Here is a 17,380-nt window from a genome sequence, read left to right on the forward strand (position 1 = left end):
CAAGGAATTAGCCATGCCAGCAATTGTCATCGTCGGAGCCCAATGGGGAGACGAAGGAAAAGGCAAAGCATCAGATCAGCTTGGCACCGAAGTCGATTACGTTGTGAAATTCAACGGAGGAAATAACGCCGGCCACACCGTCGTGGTTGGCGAAGAATCTTTCGCTTTGCATCTATTGCCCGCCGGAATTTTAACACCGGGATGTACGGCCGTGATTGGCAACGGCGTCGTCGTTGATCTTGAAGTGCTATGTGAAGAAATCGCACAACTCGAATCGAGAGGTGTGGATACCTCGCAGCTACGTATTTCAGCCTCGGCGCATATCATCCCGCCTTACAATAAAAAGTTGGACTCCGCCAATGAACGCCTGCTCGGAAAACGCAAGATCGGTACCACCGGCCGAGGAATTGGTCCAACTTATGCCGACAAGATGAACAGGATCGGAATTCGAATCCAGGACCTCTTCGATCCGTCAATTTTGCGGCAGAAAGTCGAAGGGGCTTTACACCGGAAGAACCCTGAGCTCCAGCACATTCACGGTGAAGATCCGTTCGATGTGGATGAGGTGACCAATGAGCTTCTTTCTTACGCCGAGCAGGTGGCTCCCATGGTGATCAACGTGTCCGCCACGTTGAATCATGCGCTCGATAAGGGAGAGACGGTCGTCTTCGAAGGCGGTCAGGCTGTCATGCTCGATATCGATCACGGCACGTACCCATTTGTCACGTCATCATCGGCGACGGCGGCCGGCGCGTGCACGGGATCGGGAGTTGGCCCGCGGCGGATCGACCGCGTGGTGGGTGTTGCCAAAGCTTATGTAACTCGCGTTGGCGAGGGGCCATTTCCCACCGAACAGCTCGGTGATGAAGGGGATTGGTTAAGAGAAAACGGCGGCGAGTATGGGACGACCACCGGACGCCCTCGTCGTACTGGATGGTATGACGCTGTGGTGGCACGTTTTGCCTCTCGCGTGAATTCGTTGACGGATATCGTTTTGACGAAACTCGACGTGCTGACCGGGATTGAGCAGATCCCGGTCTGTGTTGCTTATCGCATTGATAACGGGCGAGTGGAAGACATGCCAGAAAATCAGTCCGATATGCATCATGCTGAACCGATTTATGAATACCTGCCGGGATGGAGCGAGGATATATCGCAGTGTCGTGACTTTGCGGATCTCCCGGAGAATGCGCAAAAATACGTGCTGCGGCTCGAAGAGCTATCAGGTTGCAGAATTTCATCGATCGGCGTGGGGCCGGAACGAAATCAGACGATCGTCCGCCACTCGCTGAATAGCTAGTCTTTTCGTTGCGAATTTTCCAGCCGGCGGCTGTTCGTTTAATCGCCGCACGTGTCATCGCTCTAGCCCACTAGCGAAAACTGGAAGGTCTATTTAGAGAGTGCTCTGAAAAATAGGGGAGGGTCAGCACACTTAATGTGTACTGACCCTCCCCCGCTCGATTTTCGAAAGGTGCTCAGTTAGGGCAGATCCCTAACTGTTCGGGTTATTGCCGTCAGACTTCGGCATTTCGCCTGTCTGGTTTAGCCCACCCTCGGCGCCGCCGCGGCTGAAGCTTGAGGTATTTGGTGCACCTTGTTCGCCGCCGTAGTACCCACCTTGAGCTCCACCTTGACCATAGGAGTGCTGGGGGCCGCCAGATTGCGGCACGTTTGGCGCCTGTGCGTAGCCGCCGGGATTGCGAGGCTCTGGATGGCCGGCGCTACCGTACTGTTGCTGACCGGGGGCAAACTGCTGGGTTGGCTGGCCGTATGGCTGCTGACCGGAAGCCGATTGGCCGGGCCCATACTGCTGGGTTGGCTGGCCGTATGGCTGCTGACCGTAGCTGGGCTGGCCAGATCCTGGCTGGCCGTAGCCGGGGCCACCTTGCTGTGGTCCACCCGGGTAGCCGCCCGGGCCACCAAATCCATCATGGCCGCCATCTTTCTTTCGAGTGACGGCGAATACGATGCCACCGATGGCCGCGACGGCAACAACCGCGATGACGATCCATACCCAACTGGGGATACCTCCTTCATCGCCTTCAGCTTCAGCTGGATCTTCGCCAACCGGATCGGTGGTCTCGCCACCGGTTGTCGTGGGCTCGTCCTCTACGGGTTCGGTGGGATCGTCGGTGGGAGGGGCATCCGTAATCGTGCCACCGCCACCCGGGCTTTTATTGCCTTCAACCAAGATTCCCGAAGAAAGCTGAGTAAAATCGGTGTAGGTTGCACGGTTACCGTCGATGTTGGCGCCTTCGGCCCTAATGATGTCGCCCGGCATTTCGACGGTAAATGTAAAATTGAAGCCCATCGATGAGAACAGCTCCATCTGGTCCGTGGAAAGCATATCGTCGGTTTCGCCCGAATCGAGCTCAAAGATGTAGGTCGAATCTGTTTCTTTCAGCGTTTTACCGTCAACTATAGAAATGCCAGACTCGGTGCTTATCCTGCAGCCCAGCTGGTTGCCTGACGAGATGTCTTCGACCGTGAAGTCAGCGGCATCGGGGACGTCTCCGACGAATTCATCGCACGATTTTAGGCCGCCCATTTCGAGTAGTCCTTGGGTGTCTCGGATCTCCATGACGAGGGAGCCCGCGCCGTCCTCTGTCACAGAAAATACGTTGTCAGATTCGCATGCTGAGACTGTTAATGCCAGTGGGGCAAGGAGTGTGAGTGCAAGGAGCTTCTTGCGAGAAGTTGTCATGCTCATGTGTTACCTTTTCGTATTGTCTGGTGGTGGGAACCATCCTGCCATCCCCAGGTGAATTACATCTTAATACGGTGTGGTGTCTTTGAAGTGTCTCATAGTTCAGAATAATTCTTCATACATCCGTAGGACGCCCTCGGTTCCTCAGGGTGGTTATGCTGATTGCGCAATGCCCGATAGTCCCAAGAAATTCACGTTTCCTTTAAGAATAATAGGGGTTGGAAATAATCCAAACATCGCCAGTCTCTAGGAGGAAATGCGATGACAGAAAAAGCGTTCAATGTTGAGGATGTCCGTAGCGGCGCGCCGGAATTTGCGCCGAACGACCTCGTCGAGTGGGTAACCGAGGTTGCCAATATTACGACGCCGAAAGACATCTACTGGGTAGATGGCTCAGAAGAAGAGTGGAAGCGTCTCACTGATGAGATGGTTGAGAGCGGTACGTTCACCCGCCTCAATGAGGAAAAGCGCCCGAATTCGTTCTTGGCACGCTCGCTCCCGTCAGACGTGGCGCGTGTTGAGTCGCGCACCTACATCTGTTCGGAAAAGGAAGAGGATGCAGGGCCGACCAACAACTGGGCCGATCCCAAGGAAATGAAGGAAACCCTGATTGGTGACGACGGCGTATTCCGCGGCTCCATGGCAGGCCGTACGATGTACGTTATTCCGTTCTCGATGGGACCTCTCGGTGGCCCGATCTCGCAGCTCGGTATTGAACTGACTGACTCGCCCTACGTCGTCGTCAATATGCGAATCATGACCCGCATGGGCGCCGAAGCGCTGAAGCTTATTGGCGAAGGCCAAGTCTGGGTGCCGGCCGTCCACTCGGTGGGCTACCCGCTGATCGATGCCGATGGTAACGAACGTGAAGACGTGACCTGGCCATGCAATGACGAGAAGTATATTACGCACTTCCCGGAAACCAACGAGATTTGGTCTTACGGCTCCGGCTATGGCGGTAACGCTTTGCTGGGTAAGAAGTGCTACGCCTTGCGTATTGCTTCCACGATGGCTAAGCGCGACGGCTGGATGGCCGAGCACATGCTTATTCTTCGTTTCACGAACGAAGAGACGGGCAAGCAGTACCACGTCACCGCGGCGTTCCCGTCTGCATGTGGCAAGACGAATCTGGCCATGCTGCAGCCCACCATTCCGGGCTGGAAGGTTGAGACGATCGGCGACGATATCGCTTGGCTGCGGCCAGGCCCAGATGGCCGCCTGTATGCGATCAACCCAGAGGCTGGTTTCTTCGGCGTTGCTCCGGGTACGTCTTACAAGACGAACCCGATGGCGATGGATACCGCTCGTGCGAACTCGATCTTCACCAATGTTGCGTTGACCGACGACGGCGACGTGTGGTGGGAAGGCATCGACGGCGAAACGCCGGATCACCTCATCGACTGGCACGGAAATGACTGGACGCCCGAGTCCGGTGAGCTTGCGGCTCATCCGAACTCGCGTTTCACGGTTCCAGCTTCGCAGTGCCCGATCATCTGCCCTGATTGGGAAGCCCCCGAGGGTGTGCCGATCGATGCGATCCTGTTCGGCGGCCGCCGTGCAACCAACGTTCCACTTGTTGCAGAGCAGAAGGAGCCTGCACACGGCGTGTTTATTGGCGCTTCGGTGGCTTCGGAAGTCACCGCGGCTGCGACGGACGTCAAGGCTGGATCGCTACGCCATGATCCGTTCGCAATGCTTCCGTTCTGTGGATACAACATGGCGGACTACTGGGGCCACTGGCTTGAGATGCAGGAAAAGGTTGGAGACAAGTTCCCGCAGATCTTCCAGGTCAACTGGTTCCGCCGCGATGACGAAGGTAACTTCCTGTGGCCGGGCTTCGGTGAAAACTCGCGCGTGCTCGACTGGGTTATCCGCCGCGTTGCCGGTGAAGTTGACGCGATCGAAGGCATGACGGGTAACTACCCATACAAGGAAGACTTCAACCTTGATGGTCTTGATGAAGTCACCGATGAAGTCTGGGATGAGCTGTTTGCGACCGATCCGGACTCGTGGGCGGCTGAAATCGATTCGACGGAAGAGTACTTCGCTCAGTTTGGAGACAAGCTCCCGAAGGAGATGACCGAGCAGCTCGAGAAGTTCCGCGAGCGGATTCAGGCTGCTAAGGCCTAAGGCATGTGCACATAAGGCGCATATCTGAGTGGAGGGGAAGCTTGGGCTTCCCCTCCACTCGTTTTACCAGCGCGCCGAGCTTCCTTGCGGCGCCGACCCCGCTCGCGGCACCGATGCCGCTGGACCAGCAACTGAGTGGCGCGGAATAAGCGGAGAGCTGACGGCCAACGGCCTGAGCTGGCATATAATTAGAGAGTCCACATTGCCGAGGATGTGAGGAGCTTGAGTTGGTATCTATTCCGAACTGGTCTCGCGTCTATGCCGGTAAAGTGCATGATGTATATGCCCCGATCCATGCGTTGGCGCATTCAGGAATCGAAGTGCTCATGCTGGTGGCGACCGATCGGGTCAGCGTGCTCGATAGGGTTCTTCCAATCGCGGTGCCGGGCAAGGGCGCGGTTGTAAATGCAATCTCGAAGTGGTGGTTTGAACAGTTGGCCGATGTGGCCAATAACCATTACTTCTCCGACGACGTTCCGCCGCCGCTCAAAGAGCGGGCGGTAGTTGTGCGAAGGTTGCGGATGTACCCGATTGAATGCACGGTTATTGGATATATGACGCGGCCCGTTTATGCGAGTTACGAGGCGAGCGGAGAGTTCCAGGGTGCGCCCCTGCCTGCTGGTTTACGGGTGGGTGATCGCCTTCCGGAACCGATTTTCTGCCCCGCGATTAAAGCGGAGGTGGATTCCGACGACGAGCCGATCAGCTTCGAACACATGGGGCAGATTCTTGGTTCCCAGGTTGCGGAACGTCTGCGTGAGATATCGATCGAACTGTACCGTGCTGCCAATGAGATTGTTGCGCCGAAAGGGCTGACGATCGCCGATGCCAAGTTGGAATTTGGCTCTTCGAGCGATTATGGTGACGACGAGTTCGTATTTGCCGACCAGGCGTTCACTCCCGATTCGGCCACCTATTGGATTTCCGAGGAGGCTGAAAAAGGCAATCCTCGAACTTTTGGTAAGGACTATGTTCGTGAGGCGATTGGGGACGAGGTGCTCGCCTGGGTTTCTGGCACTAGCTCGCAGCTGAATGTGCCGGAGCAGGTTCTTGAAGAGGCCGGTAGCAGATATCGGCATGTTGAGTCCGTGATTTTTGGTCGATAGTGGCGATTTTGAGCCGTCCTCTGCCCCGGTGAAGTAAGTGGGGAGCCCAGAATTTGAGCGTGGTTGGGCCAATAAATTATTGTTGGTGCGTCCGGCCATAAGGCTGGTAAAGAATCCTGTTAAGGAGTTCCTATGGATGCTCGCCTCGAGGCCGTTTACGAAGAAGCACTCAAACGCAATCCGACCCAGCCAGAATTTCAGCAGGCAGTGCGCGAGGTTATCGAAAGCCTGGAAACGCTGTTGTTGAGTCGCCAGGACTATCAAGACGCCGGGATTCTTGAGCGCATCATTGAACCTGAACGCCAAATCATGTTCCGCGTCGCTTGGCAGGATGACAACAATGTTGTGCGGGTCAACCGCGGATATCGTATCCAATTCAACTCCACGCTAGGGCCGTACAAGGGTGGTCTACGCTTCCATCCGTCCGTGACGCTGTCCGTGATCAAGTTCCTCGGATTTGAGCAAATTTTTAAGAATGCGCTCACCGGGCAGGGTCTTGGTGGCGGCAAGGGTGGTTCAGATTTCAACCCACACGGTAAGTCTGACGACGAGGTGATGCGTTTTTGCCAGGCCTTCATGATGGAGCTTTCGCGGCATATAGGCGCCGACGTCGACGTCCCGGCTGGTGATATCGGTGTCGGTGCACGTGAGATAGGTTACCTGTTCGGCCAATATAAGCGGATTGCCAATCGAAATGAAGCGGGGGTGCTCACCGGTAAGGGAGTGGGCTGGGGTGGCTCGCTCGGACGCCGGGAAGCGACCGGATACGGGCTCGTGATGTTCGCTGACAACATGCTGGCACAGCGCGGCGATTCCATCGCGGGTAAGACGGCCATCATTTCGGGCTCTGGAAATGTGGCAACTTACGCGATCGAAAAGTTGCACCAGCGGGGCGGTAAAGCGGTGTCCATTTCAGATTCTGGCGGCGCGGTTTACGATCCGGATGGAATCGACGTCGAACTGCTGAAAGAAATTAAGGAAGTGCGCCGCGGAAGGGTTGAGCACTATGCGGCTGAGCGGCCCAATGCCGAATTCCGTAAGAACCGAAAAGTTTGGGATATTGAGGCGGATTTGGCGCTTCCATGCGCAACTCAGAACGAGATTGATGCGAACGATGTGCGGGCGATGAACGCCAACGGGCTCCAGCTTATCGCGGAAGGCGCAAATATGCCGCTAACTCCGGGGGCTGTCGAGGTCGCGCAAAATTCCCGTATCCTTTATGCACCCGGAAAAGCGGCCAACGCGGGAGGTGTGGCTACATCCGCCTTGGAAATGCAGCAGAACGCCTCACTTCAAGGTTGGTCTTTCGACGTCGTCGAAGACAAGCTGGAAGCTGTCATGCGTAATATCCATGATACGTGTTTGAGAACTGCGGAAGAGCTGGATGATCCGGGGAATTACCTGGTGGGCGCAAATGCTGCAGGGTTTATGAAAGTTGCAGATGCGATGATTCAGCAGGGCGTAATTTAAACTACCAATGCAACGGGCTTGACGATCCATTGCGTTATCTTCCCGTTTCCTTGACCTTAGCGAGGCGATTAACTCGCCGGGAATAGCGTGGTCGGGCATGTGATGTCACCATGAAAGGACATCCGTGATGACGCAGCCTTCGCGTAAACGCTTGAGCTCCTCGGTGAACCTTGCGGCGGCAGTACTGCTTGGAACTGCAGGCCTTGCAGCTCCCGCAATGGCTACAACAGGCCCGGCGGCAGACTCGGCGACTGAAAGCACAGCCGAGCAGACCGTGAGCTCTGAGGAAGCCGAACAAGAATCGACGATCGAATACATCGTGAGCCCGCAGGGTATGTCGGGTACGGAAAAGATTGGTTACGGCTGGCAGAACATGTCGCACATCAACTTACTCACGACGCTGAGGGTGGGCTGTAGCGCTATCCGCGCGGGCCCACCCTCAGCGTTTATGACAGCTGGACTAGACTGACATCATGAGACGCCGTATCGACCCGGGGCAGGGGATGGAGCTAGTGCGTTCCTTCGCCGATGGAAGCGTGCTATCCGATGCCGAACACCGTTTAGCGGTGCGGTTTGTGCTGGAAGAATTTGGTTCACGTCACCCGGGGCGTAGCGTCGAAATCCGGGTACCGTGGATCGGGGCGGTCCAAGCGATTGCAGGCCCGGTTCACACTCGTGGCACACCGGCAAATGTTGTGGAGTTGGGTGGCGATACCTTGCTGTGCCTCGCTGTTGGCAAAGAGGTAGAGAGTTCATCGATCACCTACTCCGGTACGCGCGCAGACCTATCGCAATACTTTCCCCTCTTTGACACCGGGCAGCTGACGGGTGATAAACCCGGGCGAGCCCGTGGTAAATCCCGATAGGCTATTCTTGTGCGCCAGCGCTTTATCAATCCGAATATCGTCAGTATTGAGACGATGAATTCGACGATCACGGCCCTTGCAGAGAAAACTGAGGCTTCGGGAGGCGTTGGAAGTTGAGCGTGGGGGTGTTTCACTCGATCTTCCCGAGCAGCGTGTTGAACGCGATGAGCACGGTTTTCGACTATCTTTTCGTCAGATCGCTGAAATCGAAGGATCCCGCTGCGCTCGCGTTCATGCACGAAGCAGTAACTTTATTTAGGGGTGCAGGCTACCTTGCCCTTCCCGCTGGAGTTAAACCGCAAGAGGAGCTGGTCCACAATGCGATAGCTGCACCTTATGCGCATGTGACTGCTCCGTTGCGGCGCTTGGTTGACAGGTATGGACTTGAGGTGTGCAGGTGTTTGGTGGCTGGCATTTCGATTCCGGCCTGGGTGCTCGAAGCGCTCCCACAGCTACCGAAAGTGATGAGCAACGGGATAAGAATTGCGAATACGCTTGAAAATCGTGCTATCGAGGCAGTTGAGGCGCTCACCTTACAGGGCCGCGAAGGTGAAGAATTCGATGGGGTAATCGTCGATCGGCTTAAGTCCAATGATGGGCCGGGGGAGCGAGGATTGGTTTCCGTTTTTGATCCGGCGCTGGAGGTCGTTGTCAACGCGGAATATGTTCCGGTTGGTGAGCGCGTGCGGGTGCGGTTCGTGAGCGTTGATGAAAATCTCGACGTTCACTTCGAGCTTGTCTAACCTATAACTTGTGTTAGCGGCGAGGCGACCAGTCGTCCTCATCCCATTCATCTGTTGCTGGAGGGATTTCGTATGAATCTGGGTCATATTCATCCCAGCTTTCGTAGTCGTCTGCTTCGTCTTTCGATTCAGCCTTGCCCGAAAGCTCCCGCTGGAGCGCCTCGTAGTCAGTCTCTGGGCTGAAATACTTAAGATTACGTGCGACTTTACGCTGTTTGGCTCTTTGACGGCCGCGCCCCATAGTTGGCTCGACCCCCCTCAACTTGTCTTGGAGCAGGCACTGAGTGCGGCTCTTGCTTATTTTCTTAATTGGTTCGTGCTCATACCTTACCCCGAATCGGGTCTAAAACTCCACGTGGAGGGCGGGCAATGTGGATAGTTACGCTAAAAGAATTACCGCAGCGCCCGTTCCCTCCGTCTACTACCCCGGAAGGTCTGCGCGAATGCGCGAATTTACGGGTTACGATTGGGAAAATGTCACTCTCGTGACAAGTAGGTAGATTGGCTGAATCAACTGAAGATACGGTACTGTAAACGTTAATGATCTTGGCTTAGTGGACCTTGCTGAGCCTTGAAAGTATGCGGCTGGCAACCGCCCTTGCCAAGCCAGAATCAGAGATTTTCCGCATCGTGACTCCGTTTCGCCGTGGAGGATCTCGTTAATGCGAGGATGAAATTAAGAATATGAATATTGAAGAAAACGATTTGATGACCCCCGCCGAGGTTGCAGCCTTGTTCCGCGTGGATCCGAAGACGGTCGCTCGCTGGGCTGATAGTGGGAAACTACCCTCAGTGCGTACGCTCGGAGGTCATCGACGTTTCCCGCGCAAGGACGTGCTGGCGACTATTCAGCAATCGCAGGAGACGAATAACTAAGCAAACTGTTGGCCCGGTGGGGCCAGAAACAGAAAAAGGTTGGCGGGCTGTGGTTTTCCACAGCCCGCCAACCTTTTCTTGTATGAGAGATCTTCAGCTAGTCGAAGATTTACTTGAAGATTTTCCGTAGGACGAAAGTGGCAACAGCCACGGCAGCTGTAGCAATCATCGCGATTGCGGGTATATCTCCAGCTTTCGCGTCTTCGGCAAGATTGCGTGCCTTGGTCTTGCCTTCGTCGGTCTTCTCCTTGGCAAAAGCCTTAGCCTGATCCTTGAGCGTGTCGGGATGTAACTTGGCGGCGATCTCATTGACCGTCTCAGTCATCTCATCGCGGACGCGCTGCATATCTTTTTCGATTTCTTCGGCCGAGCGGTTATCTGGAACACCCTTGGGCGCTTCGTAATCAACAGCCTTTTTGTGGCGTGCGTTAGTCACTAGTTCAGTCCCTTCTTCACCGCGTCAACATTCTTTTGGATGCCGGCGCCCGGGTTGATCTTGTGCTTTTGGGCAGCCTTCATCCGGCCAAGACCAACAAATGCAAGGATAAGGATGATGAGGAGCAAGATTCCGGAAACGACCAGGAATCCTGCCCACACCGGCATGATTTGCGCAAATGCGAAAGCGGCCGCGATGAGCAATAAACCGAGCAGATACAGCGCGAGGATGCCCGCGACGGCAAGAAGCACCCCGCCGATGCCCAGCTTTTTAACTTTGGATGTTGCCTGTAATTTCGTATAGGAAATCTCATCCCGCACGAGCGCGGAAAATTGCGCGGTTACTTTAGCGATGAGCTCGCCAATGGACTGGCCGCTCTCAGGTGCTATCGGGCCTTGCCCGGCAAGCGAAGTGGGCCCTTCCGGCGCATGGTCGGTCGGAGCGGGCCGATCCGGCGCGGCGTTCGTATTTCTATTAGTCACGTGTTCTCCTTTATGCGAGCACAGATGCCCAAATACATGTAACTAGTTTGTCATGGAAACGCGTCATCTTTCGACTTTTGCAGGAATTTGGCCAAATGTAGATACATTATGCTGACTGCGTGAGAGACTTTAGCTTCGCAGCTAACGCCGTTACCGTAATTCCATGGCGAAAATTACATTTGATGGAAACCCGGTTACCACTTTGGGAGACCTGCCCGCGGTCGGAACTCAAGCGCCCGAATTTACTTTGACGGGCGCAGACCTCGGTGAGGTTAAGCTCTCCGACTTCGTTGGCAAGCGGATCGTGCTTAATATCTTTCCGTCGTTAGATACGGGCATTTGCGCGCAGTCGGTGCGCGAATTCAACAAACTTGGCGAACAGTTCGATAACACCGTGGTGATAGCTGTCTCGATGGATCTTCCCTTCGCGCACGACAGGTTCTGTGCGGCAGAAGGAATTGAAAACGTCGTTACCGGATCTGCTTTTCGCTCCTCATTTCCACAGGACTACGAGGTCTTGATGATTGATGGTCCACTGAGCGGCCTGCTCTCCCGCGCCGTCGTCATCATCGACGAAAACGGAAAGGTGACGTACACCGAACAGGTACCCGAAGGGCGCACTGAGCCAAACTATGAAGGAGCAAAGGCCGCACTGAGCTAGACCAACGCTAGGCGAGAACTCGCACATCCGATGACACTCCGAATGATTGAAGATACCGCCCTCGTTCTCGAAGGCGGAGGGATGCGCGCGAGTTATACCGCGCCCGTCGTGCAAACACTCCTCGACCTCGGCGTGAACTTTCCACTGGTTGCAGGAATATCGGCGGGCGCTACACACGCCGCTAATTTTCTTTCGCGTGAACGAGAGCGTGCACGCAGCGGATTCGTTGAATTCGCCGGCGATCCAAAATTTGGCAACCTACGTTCATTCGCTGAGGGAAAAGGCCTATTCAACGCGCGGTACATCTACGAGGAAGCCACGGTCGACGACGGTCCGCTCCCGTACAACTTTCAGACCTATCGTACTAACCCGGCTGACGTGCGGATCGGTTCGTTTAACTCGGTGACCGGCAGCACCCAATACTGGACCAAAGCGGAACTCGATGAGCCGGACAAGCTCATGCGAGCCGTTCGAGCGTCGTCGACCATGCCCGTCATCATGCCACCTATCGAAATCCGCGGCGAACTCCACGTCGACGGCGCCCTCGGAAGCTCCGGCGGAATTCCACTTGACGCTGCGGAAGAAGCGGGTTGTGAACGCTATATTGTCGTGCTTACCAGGTCGCGAGATTATGTTAAACGCCCTCCGCGTAACCCTCGAATTCTCGAACGCTTGCTTCCGGACTTACCGCTGGTGGCGCAAGCGGCCAATGACAGATGGCGCAACTACAATACCGCACGAGAGCGCATACGCGAGCTCGAATCAGCGGGAAAAGCATGGGTGTTTTGGCCCCGGCACATGATGGTCAGTAACCAGGAACGCAACGTCAGCCGCCTGCGGCGAAACTATAATCGTGGCCGCCTGCAAATCTTGGAGCAATTACCGAGCTTGCGCGATTTCTTGGGGATATAGTACTTGGTGTAGACCGGTAGCGTTGGAGCCCACATGGCTGTAGAACTCAAAAATTTCGCCTCCCAGATTGATGAACAGACCCTGGAACAGGCGCGCATGGTAGCGCGTTTACCGTTTGTATATCCGCACGTGGCCCTCATGCCGGACGCGCACTTCGGCTTGGGCTCATCGGTAGGAACGGTGTTTGGGACGGTGGGCGCGGTTTTGCCAGCCGCCGTCGGCGTAGATATCGGCTGCGGAATGATCGGCGTGCGCACGCAATTTAGTGCAGCGGATCTTGCAGGCAAGGACTTGCGCCGCCTACGTGATGCGATCGTGGATTCGATTCCGCTTTCGCCCGGAAATTACAACAGGAAAGTCGCTGGGCAGTCCGCCAAGGAACGCATAGCGGAGCTGGAAGCGTTAGCGAAAGACAACGACGTCGATTTATCCCACTCCCCGAAGTGGCACATGCAATTGGGCTCGCTTGGCGGCGGCAATCACTTCATTGAACTGTGCTTAGACGAATCGGAAGCCGTATGGATGTTTCTACATTCCGGATCGCGCGGGGTGGGCAATAAAATCGCTAAAAAACATATCTGGGAGGCCCAAAATTATTGCGGGATGAATGGCATCGAGCTTGAACATCGCGACCTTGCCTATCTGGAACAGGGCACGGAAAGCTTTGCCGTCTATATGCGCGATCTCGAGTGGGCCCAACGCTTTGCGTGGCTGAACCGGGAAGAAATGATAGACCGGTTTTCGGCCAGGCTCGGTGAATTTGTGGGCCGCCAGGTGCGTGAGGAAGAGCGCATTAACTGCCACCATAACTACACCGTCGAAGAACGACACGGAGGAAAAGACGTGTGGCTGACGCGCAAGGGTGCAATCCGAGCAGACGCGGGAGTCAAGGGTCTTATCCCGGGTTCGATGGGTACGGCGTCGTACGTGGTTGAAGGTTTGGGCAACGACGACGGCCTGCGCTCGGCCCCGCACGGCGCGGGAAGGCGCTACTCACGCAACGAGGCCAAACGACGGTTTACCGAACATGATTTAGACAGACGGATGAAGGGGATCGTATATCGGCCTGGAAAAGCCTGGGTGGATGAGATTCCTGACGCCTATAAGGATATCGATCAGGTCATGGAAGATGCTGCCCCGCTGGTGCGAACATTGCACAAACTGCGCCAGATTGTGAACGTGAAGGGCACGTAGTGACTGTAGCTATCCGAAAGTCGAAATGTGCCTCGGGTGGCAAAAACTACCCGAGGCACATTTGGCTTTAGACGCTAGCTGATGTGTTTCATGGTTTGCCAGCCGTGACCGATCTGGACGGCGGGCTTGAAATAGCCCCTGCCAGTATTTTCATAGAAGAACATCTTGCCATCTCCACGAATACCAATCAGATCAAGCCGGCCATCGTTGGTGAGATCACCCGGAACGAAAGCGTTCACGAACGAGGTCCACCCTTGACCAATCTGACCAAAGGCAGACACCGTCCCATCGCCATGGCCCTGATAAGCAAACATCTTCCCATCAGATCGAATACCAACCAGATCCGGATTGCTATCACCAACAATGTTGCCAACGGCTAAAATACGGGTCATCTTCCCCCACCCGTGGCCAATCTTGGCCGATGCAGTCAAACCACTAGATGTCAGGGTATAACGATACAAATCACCACTAGCCACCTGACGAGCAATCACATACTCCTGTGAACCGGCTCCCAACCGGCCAACATAGGTGATGTTATCCATCCCATTCCAGCCATGCCCAACCTGGGCACCTTGAACAATATGACCATCAGCAGACACATGGTAGACAAACAACCGCCCATCATCATGCCGGACCAAGAAATCTGGCCGCCCATCACCATTGACATCACTGACCTTGGTCAACGACGTTCCACCAAAACCAGAACCAATCGGCCCAACATGATAAATGCCCCCGCTATGACCAGCATAGAAATGGACCACCCCATCACTACCAACAGCCAACACATCGGCATATCCATCACCATCAACATCGCCAAACCGGCCACTGCCAACCACACCCGCCAACGGCGACGGCTGCAGTTCTGGACTCGGTGCAGGTTCGGGCGCTTTCTCGCCGGGAGCTAGCGTGAGAGTGAAGGTTGTCGAAGAGATACGAGGGATTCCAGTGCCATCCTCAGCTTCTTCAATTGTCACACGGACGTCGAAACTCGCGGCTTCTGAGAGGCCTTCCTTCGGCGTACCCGAGATCGTTCCAGTAGCGGGGTCGATGTCGAGCCCGGAAGGCAAGCCTTCAGCAGAATAGGTATCCGCTAGAGAGGGATCATTGCCCGTCGTCGTAACCTCAATCGGTTCAATGGCTACCCCGTCAGTTGCCGATACATCTTCAATAGCGCCGAGCTTGACTTCGAATGGCAGTTCAGGCTCGAGGTAGCTGAGAGAGAAATTGATGTAGCCGATGTCGTTCCAAATATTGGGTTCCATCAGCAGACCAATTGTCCCACCCTGTTGAACAGCCATCGTGGTGTAACCGGTTCCGCCCGTGCGAACCTGCTTAGACACGGGCCAGGACGCGCCGTCGTCGTAAGACATCGACACGTGACCGTTGACGCGGTTCCAATGATTCTTTGTGTTCGAGAACAGCAGAACTTTCGAACGCAATGTTCCCTTGTTCGCCGTCGGGAACGGGCGAAGCAATTGTGCATTATTCTGAGAATCCTGCAATTGCTCATCGATACGATACTCTCCCCAGTTCATGCCGCCGTCTTCCGAGATTGCGACGAGGCGGTAGCCAGCGCCGTGGGAACCGCGTGGAATGCGCGAATTGAGCATGAGGCGGCCATCGGAAAGTTCGGCGACCTTGTTTTCGTCATAATTCCAGCGGAAAAACTGGGCGCCCTCCGTGGCAGAGGCGAAATTGCCGCTTTGCCAGGTCTTGCCGTGGTCATCTGAGAAGATCGTTAAGGCGCGGAATCCGCCATCCTTATGCCGACAGGCGGCTTGTTGGAGCAGACGCCCCTTGTGCGGTTCGTGTTGCTTTTGTATGCCTGCACCGGACGTTGCGAAACAGCCTGTAACGTCTGCTGCACGCTCGCCGAGCACGTCGTTCGTGATTGTGCGCAACTTCCAGGTGTAGCCGTTGTCTGTCGAGTTTGCGACGGTGAAATTCATCGTGCGGCGATGGCTTTCATCAACCTGTCCGTTCTCGTCTAACTTGTAGGAGGGGTTGTTCGGCAAACCGGCGTCGAGAGAACCCACAAAGAAGTTGAAGATTTCCCCGGTTTCGTGATCGACGACGTACGACGGGTCAGACCAACCATAACGTTGTCCTTCGGGTGCGACGTGGCCCTTGGCAATTGTCGTAAGCGGTCCCCAAGTTTTACCGCCATCTTTTGACCGACGCTGAACGATTGAGTTTTCGTTTGGCGAGTCTCCGCCGCTCCCCGCGCCATTAGTTGGGCGCAGGTCATACGATGCCAGAATGTCGCCGTTGGGTGCTGCGGCAATTGCTGGAATGCGAATGTTGTATCTGCCCGGCACGTGAGTTTCAACCTTCGTCAGATCCGATAGTGCTGGCGCCAAGCGAGGATCCGCGTTTGGCGCAGGGAATGGCTGCGCTGTCGGCCACGTGGTTGGTGTAGGCGTGGTTGCGGTAGCTGTTGCAGTTCCAGTGAGCTCGCCAGATGACGCATTCACGACGACGCTCAGCTCGGCTTGACCGCGCTCCAAATCTTCGCGGGTCACCGAGTAGGTCAATGAATCACACGTGAGAGAGGATCCCGGGAGGATAGCGCCCGAACACTTAAGGTCGTCGTCGTTGAGCGACACGTTCACTGTTTCATCGAAGACATTTGTGAGTGTCAGCGAGGCAGTGAGTTCATCCCCGGCGCTGTAATTGTCTTTATTCGTCCCGTCCGTGAACTCAAAGTTGTTGATTGTGACGAGGCGTGGAGATACGCCTACCGGATTACCCTCGAAGGGTGCCGCCGGCGTTGCAGGGCCAGAGTAGCCGGTGCGATCGTAAATCTGGAATGTGATCGTCGGCGTGAATCCGCCTGCCTTGACGTCCTCATCAGTAACCGTGTGCGTGGGGAATGGGCACGACTGCGTATCGCCGGCGCGTAGCGCGCTCCATTTGCATCCGCGCCAGTTATCGAGGTTCGAAGCCGTGGATTCAAATGAGCGATCGATGCCGGTATCATTCGTGACTTTAAGCTCGAACCGGATAGTTTCACCCACTTCGAAGGCTGCGCCTTCGGGTTTCGGATTCATGATAGAAAATGTTGCGTTGAGTTTTGGGGCGGGCGGAGGCTCTGGGAGCTCTAGAGCGTCGATCGATGCCGAAACCTCTGCGGCCGTGAGTGCCCGGTTGTAGATTTTTAGTTCATCGACGAGGCCGCTGAAACCTTTGCCTCCGAGCTTGTCGGCAGGAATCGTGATTGGGTTTTGAACAGACCAAGTCTTGTTTTCGCGTAGCTGGCCATCGACGTAAAGTGACAGGCCTTCAGTTGAACTTTGCGTCCACGTGATGTGAGTCCACTCGTTATCCGGAAGTGTGGACCCGTAAGTAAGGAAGCCACCGGTGTCAGGCCGGACGTACATTCCCATCTTGTCGCCCTTCTCACTATTGATTCGCTGCGAGAAGGCTCGGACGCCATCGGAGGACTCAAGAATGTTTGATTTGTCGTGTGCCGTTGGGGCTTTGACCCAGAAACCAACCGTCCAGTCAGAGCCGAGATCGGCTGTGGGGAAGGCGATCGAATTCCCTTCAACAATGTGGGCTGCTTTTCCTGCCTTTCCTTCAACTAGTGGCACGTCGCCGGTGATGGTGCCAGAACGCTCGCCCCAGGAATCGGTTGTGGCTTCCTCGTCGAACGAGTAGTAAGAAACCTGTGCCTCGGTAAGGTCGGGGGAAGTACTGGCCATGGCAAGGGGTGCTACTGGTGTGATTAACAGTGCGCCGGCACTGGCGAGGGTGAGTCGCCGTCGCCAAGAGTTTTTGAATGACATGAGTTGTAC

Annotated in this window: 16 protein-coding genes; 11 read left to right on the top strand and 5 right to left on the bottom strand. The window is 55.4% G+C overall.

Translation table 11 applies throughout. The features are described from left to right. Nucleotides 1-13 precede the first annotated feature (13 nt). Nucleotides 14-1,300 (top strand): adenylosuccinate synthase, encoded by a 1,287-nt coding sequence (locus tag J2S70_RS05725; protein WP_307682777.1) that lies wholly within the window; start codon nt 14-16, stop codon nt 1,298-1,300. Between the two features lie 192 nt (nt 1,301-1,492). Here J2S70_RS05725 and J2S70_RS05730 read toward each other — a convergent pair whose 3' ends face one another. Further along, nucleotides 1,493-2,710: a hypothetical protein gene (locus tag J2S70_RS05730; RefSeq protein WP_307682778.1), complete on the bottom strand. Its 1,218-nt coding sequence runs from the start codon at nt 2,708-2,710 to the stop codon at nt 1,493-1,495. A gap of 258 nt (nt 2,711-2,968) precedes the next feature. Here J2S70_RS05730 and J2S70_RS05735 point away from each other — a divergent pair, with 258 nt between their 5' ends. The 6 genes from J2S70_RS05735 (at nt 2,969) to J2S70_RS05760 (ending at nt 9,022) form a co-directional block, all read left to right on the top strand. After that, the gene (locus J2S70_RS05735; protein WP_307682779.1) at nt 2,969-4,837 is read left to right on the top strand and encodes a phosphoenolpyruvate carboxykinase (GTP); all 1,869 of its coding nucleotides are present in this window, start codon (nt 2,969-2,971) and stop codon (nt 4,835-4,837) included. A 227-nt stretch (nt 4,838-5,064) separates the two neighbouring features. Next, a complete protein-coding gene (locus J2S70_RS05740) occupies nt 5,065-5,943 on the top strand; it encodes a phosphoribosylaminoimidazolesuccinocarboxamide synthase (protein WP_307682780.1) in 879 nt (292 codons plus the stop codon). Between the two features lie 132 nt (nt 5,944-6,075). Then, the gene (gene gdhA / locus J2S70_RS05745) at nt 6,076-7,413 is read left to right on the top strand and encodes an NADP-specific glutamate dehydrogenase (protein WP_307682781.1); all 1,338 of its coding nucleotides are present in this window, start codon (nt 6,076-6,078) and stop codon (nt 7,411-7,413) included. A gap of 127 nt (nt 7,414-7,540) precedes the next feature. Next, nucleotides 7,541-7,882, top strand: a complete 342-nt coding sequence (locus tag J2S70_RS05750) for a hypothetical protein (protein ID WP_307682782.1) — start codon at nt 7,541-7,543, stop codon at nt 7,880-7,882. 4 nt (nt 7,883-7,886) lie between these two features. Further along, nucleotides 7,887-8,279 carry a sterol carrier family protein gene (locus J2S70_RS05755; RefSeq protein WP_307682783.1) on the top strand — a complete coding sequence of 131 codons (393 nt, stop codon included), beginning with the start codon at nt 7,887-7,889 and terminating at the stop codon, nt 8,277-8,279. A gap of 164 nt (nt 8,280-8,443) precedes the next feature. Further along, nucleotides 8,444-9,022: a hypothetical protein gene (locus J2S70_RS05760; RefSeq protein WP_307682784.1), complete on the top strand. Its 579-nt coding sequence runs from the start codon at nt 8,444-8,446 to the stop codon at nt 9,020-9,022. A 13-nt stretch (nt 9,023-9,035) separates the two neighbouring features. Here J2S70_RS05760 and J2S70_RS05765 read toward each other — a convergent pair whose 3' ends face one another. Then, the gene (locus J2S70_RS05765; RefSeq protein ID WP_307682785.1) at nt 9,036-9,263 is read right to left on the bottom strand and encodes a DUF3073 domain-containing protein; all 228 of its coding nucleotides are present in this window, start codon (nt 9,261-9,263) and stop codon (nt 9,036-9,038) included. A gap of 443 nt (nt 9,264-9,706) precedes the next feature. Here J2S70_RS05765 and J2S70_RS05770 point away from each other — a divergent pair, with 443 nt between their 5' ends. Then, nucleotides 9,707-9,898: a BldC family transcriptional regulator gene (locus tag J2S70_RS05770; protein WP_307682786.1), complete on the top strand. Its 192-nt coding sequence runs from the start codon at nt 9,707-9,709 to the stop codon at nt 9,896-9,898. 109 nt (nt 9,899-10,007) lie between these two features. Here the strand turns inward: J2S70_RS05770 and J2S70_RS05775 are convergent, their stop codons facing one another. Beyond that, the gene (locus tag J2S70_RS05775; protein WP_307682787.1) at nt 10,008-10,334 is read right to left on the bottom strand and encodes a DUF3618 domain-containing protein; all 327 of its coding nucleotides are present in this window, start codon (nt 10,332-10,334) and stop codon (nt 10,008-10,010) included. Then, nucleotides 10,334-10,816, bottom strand: a complete 483-nt coding sequence (locus tag J2S70_RS05780; RefSeq protein ID WP_307682788.1) for a phage holin family protein — start codon at nt 10,814-10,816, stop codon at nt 10,334-10,336. The genes J2S70_RS05775 and J2S70_RS05780 overlap by 1 nt, the downstream gene beginning before the upstream one ends. Before the next feature lie 163 nt (nt 10,817-10,979). Between J2S70_RS05780 and tpx the strand changes: the two genes are divergently transcribed. The 3 genes from tpx to J2S70_RS05795 are packed head-to-tail and all read left to right on the top strand — an operon-like array spanning nt 10,980 to nt 13,583. Next, complete coding sequence (tpx, locus tag J2S70_RS05785) at nt 10,980-11,477, top strand: thiol peroxidase (RefSeq protein ID WP_307682789.1); 498 nt, start codon at nt 10,980-10,982, stop codon at nt 11,475-11,477. Between the two features lie 42 nt (nt 11,478-11,519). Beyond that, a complete protein-coding gene (locus J2S70_RS05790; protein WP_307682790.1) occupies nt 11,520-12,389 on the top strand; it encodes a patatin-like phospholipase family protein in 870 nt (289 codons plus the stop codon). 33 nt (nt 12,390-12,422) lie between these two features. Next, nucleotides 12,423-13,583, top strand: coding sequence for an RtcB family protein (locus J2S70_RS05795; protein ID WP_307682791.1), 1,161 nt, complete (start codon nt 12,423-12,425; stop codon nt 13,581-13,583). 74 nt (nt 13,584-13,657) lie between these two features. Here J2S70_RS05795 and J2S70_RS05800 read toward each other — a convergent pair whose 3' ends face one another. Further along, entirely contained in the window at nt 13,658-17,371 is a 3,714-nt protein-coding gene (locus J2S70_RS05800; protein ID WP_307682792.1) for a LamG-like jellyroll fold domain-containing protein, read from the bottom strand. Between the last annotated feature and the right edge of the window lie 9 nt (nt 17,372-17,380).

It is taken from the genome of Trueperella bonasi, from assembly GCF_030811535.1.
GTDB lineage: Bacteria > Actinomycetota > Actinomycetes > Actinomycetales > Actinomycetaceae > Trueperella > Trueperella bonasi.